Origin of the sequence: Chthonomonas sp. (assembly GCF_035294165.1) — a bacterium.
Taxonomy (GTDB): Bacteria; Armatimonadota; Chthonomonadetes; order Chthonomonadales; family Chthonomonadaceae; genus Chthonomonas.
Genome location: NZ_DATGLN010000226.1, coordinates 1 through 3,352, shown reverse-complemented (window position 1 = coordinate 3,352; position 3,352 = coordinate 1). Strand labels below are relative to the sequence as shown.

4 protein-coding genes and 1 pseudogene are annotated in these 3,352 nt (G+C 55.5%); all 5 read right to left on the bottom strand.

Translation table 11 applies throughout. The features are described 5' to 3' along the window. Positions 1–101: 101 nt before the first annotated feature. The 5 genes and pseudogenes from truA to rpsK all read right to left on the bottom strand — a co-directional run bounded on the left by truA (position 102) and on the right by rpsK (position 3,351). A complete protein-coding gene (gene truA / locus VKV29_RS12940) occupies positions 102–905 on the bottom strand; it encodes a tRNA pseudouridine(38-40) synthase TruA (protein ID WP_324201729.1) in 804 nt (267 codons plus the stop codon). A 107-nt stretch (positions 906–1,012) separates the two neighbouring features. After that, positions 1,013–1,456 (bottom strand): annotated as a pseudogene (gene rplQ, locus VKV29_RS12935) (50S ribosomal protein L17); the annotation flags it as partial. 32 nt (positions 1,457–1,488) lie between these two features. Then, the gene (locus tag VKV29_RS12930) at positions 1,489–2,553 is read right to left on the bottom strand and encodes a DNA-directed RNA polymerase subunit alpha (protein WP_324201727.1); all 1,065 of its coding nucleotides are present in this window, start codon (positions 2,551–2,553) and stop codon (positions 1,489–1,491) included. 27 nt (positions 2,554–2,580) lie between these two features. Further along, complete coding sequence (gene rpsD, locus VKV29_RS12925) at positions 2,581–3,258, bottom strand: 30S ribosomal protein S4 (RefSeq protein ID WP_324201726.1); 678 nt, start codon at positions 3,256–3,258, stop codon at positions 2,581–2,583. 30 nt (positions 3,259–3,288) lie between these two features. After that, positions 3,289–3,351 (bottom strand): 30S ribosomal protein S11, encoded by a 63-nt coding sequence (gene rpsK, locus VKV29_RS12920; RefSeq protein WP_324201730.1) that lies wholly within the window; start codon positions 3,349–3,351, stop codon positions 3,289–3,291. Between the last annotated feature and the right edge of the window lies 1 nt (position 3,352).

Here is a 3,352-nt window from a genome sequence, read left to right as displayed (position 1 = left end):
AGGCGTCCAAGAGGGCGACCTGTGGCATCTACCACATACCAGACGCGCTGTGCCTCCACATCTTCTTTGCGTGCAAAATAGGTTCCATGCTTCCTCATATTCTATTCTCCGTACTCTTCACAAGAATCTTTACCCTTCTGTTGTCCATAGCTCTTTCGTTGTCCGTAGCGTACGTGAAGCAGGAAAAGCCCCTGTGCCGGGGCTGTAGGCCCCGCCAAGCGCCTATCACGCGCAGCGAGAAGTCGGGCCATCTCCTGCCAAGAGCGTTTTCCTCTACCCACCTCTATGAGCGTGCCCACAATCGTGCGCACCATGCCACGCAGAAAGGCATTTGCTTCTAACCGAATAGTTAGCAGTTCGCCTCTACGTCGAATATGGCAAGCCATCAGCTCCCTAGCTGTCGGCTCGTCCGGCAGGAGCGCATTGGCAAACGAAGCGAAATCGTGCTCGCCAAGCAAGCACTCGCCCGCTTTACGCATAGCTTCGACATCCAGCGGTGTCGAACAGAAAGCGCTATAGCGATGCAACAGCGCGGAAGGCGTGTTGCGATTTAAGATGATATACAGATAGACTCGCGATGAAGCCGAGTAGCGTGCATGAAAGCTCGGGTCTACCTCCTCAGCCTGTTTCACACGCACATCTGGCGGAAGCACACTGTTAAGAGCAAGGGCCATTCTCTCGCTCGGCACCCGTGTTTCGCAATCGAAGCTTATTACTTGGCCGAGGGCGTGCACTCCCGCATCCGTCCTGCCAGCACAGGCAAAATGCTGCGGTGGGCCTAGCCGTTTCGCAATCGCCTCTTCCAGCACTTCCTGCACGGTTCGAGCATGGCGCTGGCGCTGAAAACCGGCGAAATCGGTGCCGTCGTACTCCACAATGGCCTTGACATGCACCAAACGCCCCATGCCTTAGGGTTGCGCTACTTTCGGCGACGCCCTAACCCTAGAAGCCCTCGGCGCCCCTCTTGGGCCGGAGCGGCCGCTTCCGTAGATGTGGCGGTAGGCAGGCCTTCCACGAATTCGAGCACGACGAGCGGGGCCCCATCTCCACGGCGAAAGCCTATCTTAGAGATGCGGGTATAGCCACCGTTGCGCCCCACATAGCGCGGAGCTATCTCATCGAACAGACGCGGGATAACATAGTATGGATTCCGCGCAATGGTAGCGCCTCCTTTCGGGCCGCGATGCTCGGTATCTCGCACGAACTCATCTATATTGCTATCTATAAAGCGGCGCACAAGTCGGCGCGCATGAAGCCGCTTTTCGATCGGCGCGTCGGGGCCTCCTTCACGCGCGATAGTTACAAGCTTTTCTACAATAGCGCGAACCTCTTTAGCCCGAGTTTCGGTGGTTACGATCCGGTCGTGCAGCAACAGACTGCGCGTTAGGCTCTTCAGTAAGGCACGGCGTTGGTCGCTAGGTAGACCGAACTTCCGATAGGCCTTGCGATGTCGCATCTTTTTCGGATTCCTTTCTCAATAGGGTCGCTCTATTCTGCCTCAGCGCCGGCGGTTGCCTCTTCTTCCTCGTCCTCATCGTCCTCCTCGTCCTCCGCATCGGCGACCGTGGAGGGGCGTTTAGTGCCGGGCGGAAGGGCGGTCTCCCCTTTCAGATGAAGGCCGTAGATGGCAAGACGCTCACGCACCTCATCGAGCGATTTTCGCCCGAAGTTGCGAATCTGCATCAGCTCTTCCTCGTTGTAGCGCACGAGATCGGCGATGGTGAGGATGCCGGCTTTTTTCAGGCAGTTATAGGTACGCACAGAAAAATCAAGCTCTTCTATACGTACATGGGGTATCGCTTCGGGATTGGACAGAGGGCCTTCTTCATAGGAGAGGGGCAAGCCACCGTCCTCATACTCTGCAAAGAGATTGAAGTAGCGGTTGAGAATGCGGGCAGCCTCACGAAGGGCGGCATCGGGGAAGATCGTGCCGTTTGTCCATATCTCTAGAATAAGGCGCTCGTAACTCGTATCGGAGGCCACTCGCGTCGCTTCCACGGTATAGTTCACCTTACGAACCGGTGTAAAGGCCGCACCCACGGCGATGACGCCGATCCCCATTTGGCTACGCCGTTCCTGCCGATCGGGAAGCACATAGCCTTTTCCGATCTCCACTTCCATCTCCATCGAGAGGTGAGCGTTCTCATCGGAGAGGGTGGCGAGATAAACCTCTGGGTTCACCACCTCTACGTCCTCTGGGCAGATCACGTCAGCCCCTGTCACAACTCCCTCTCCGTGCACATCAATGCGCAGTTTTCTCGGCTCGCTCTTTCGTCCCTCGCTGCCATCATGATAGACCTTTACATGCAGCTCCTTGAGGTTAAGCAACAACTCTGTGGTATCCTCTTTCACACCGGGAATGGTGTCGAACTCGTGCAGCACCTTATCTATTTTGACGTAGGTGATGGCAGCTCCTGGAATTGAGGATAGGAGCACACGCCGCAGGGAGTTTCCGAGCGTTACCCCATACCCACGCTCCAGCGGCTCGACGACAAACTTTCCATAAGTTCGACTCTTTTCGAGCGTCTGGATGTTCGGCAGGGTGATTTCCATAAGTTTCTCTCTCCTCGAATGGGCGGCTTAGCGCGAATAGAATTCGATGATCTGTTGAACTTGCACCACATTATGGGTGTCAATCTGGTCATGAGTCGGTATGGCGAGCACGCGCCCTTCTAGCGTCTGAGGGTTCAGCTCCAGCCATTCCGGCAGGTTAGGTCGCGTATGCAAGCGCTCCCGCACCTCTTTAATGCAGGCCTTTTGCGACTTGCTTTCATGCACGGCGATCACGTCACCGGGCTTTACCTGATACGAGGGAATGTTTACCCGCTCACCGTTCACCGTAAAGAAGCGGTGACTTACCATCTGGCGGGCCTGTGCACGCGAGGCCGCCAATCCTAACCGATAGACCACGTTATCTAACCGAGTCTCTAGCAGTGTCACCAAGTTGTCACCCGACACACCGGGGCGGCGCATGGCCTCATCCAGATAGTGCCGAAACGGTTTTTCAAGAACACGGTAGATGCGCTTTAGCTTCTGCTTTTCGCGAAGCTGCATGCCATATTCTGTGATCTTGCGTTGCGGTGCGGAGATCTGGCTGATGGCACTTCCCCATCCGGGAGGTTTATCGCGCCACTTTGTTTTCCCATCTTTACTGGTTTTTTCTAAGGTGCACTTGGTGTAGCATTTGTCGCCTTTGAGAAACAGCTTTACTCCTTCGCGGCGACATTGACGACACCGTGGATCGTGATTATTTGCCATAGTCCCTCTAAAACACTCCTTCGATTCGCCTCAGATACGTCGTCGCTTTGGAGGACGGCACCCGTTATGAGGCAGTGGGGTAACGTCTTTAATT

Coding starts and splice junctions, on each gene's coding strand:
- VKV29_RS12930 (WP_324201727.1), bottom strand. CDS start 2,553: ATGGAAATCACCCTGCCGAACATCCAGACGCTCGAAAAGAGTCGAACT.
- truA (WP_324201729.1), bottom strand. CDS start 905: ATGGGGCGTTTGGTGCATGTCAAGGCCATTGTGGAGTACGACGGCACC.
- rpsD (WP_324201726.1), bottom strand. CDS start 3,258: ATGGCAAATAATCACGATCCACGGTGTCGTCAATGTCGCCGCGAAGGA.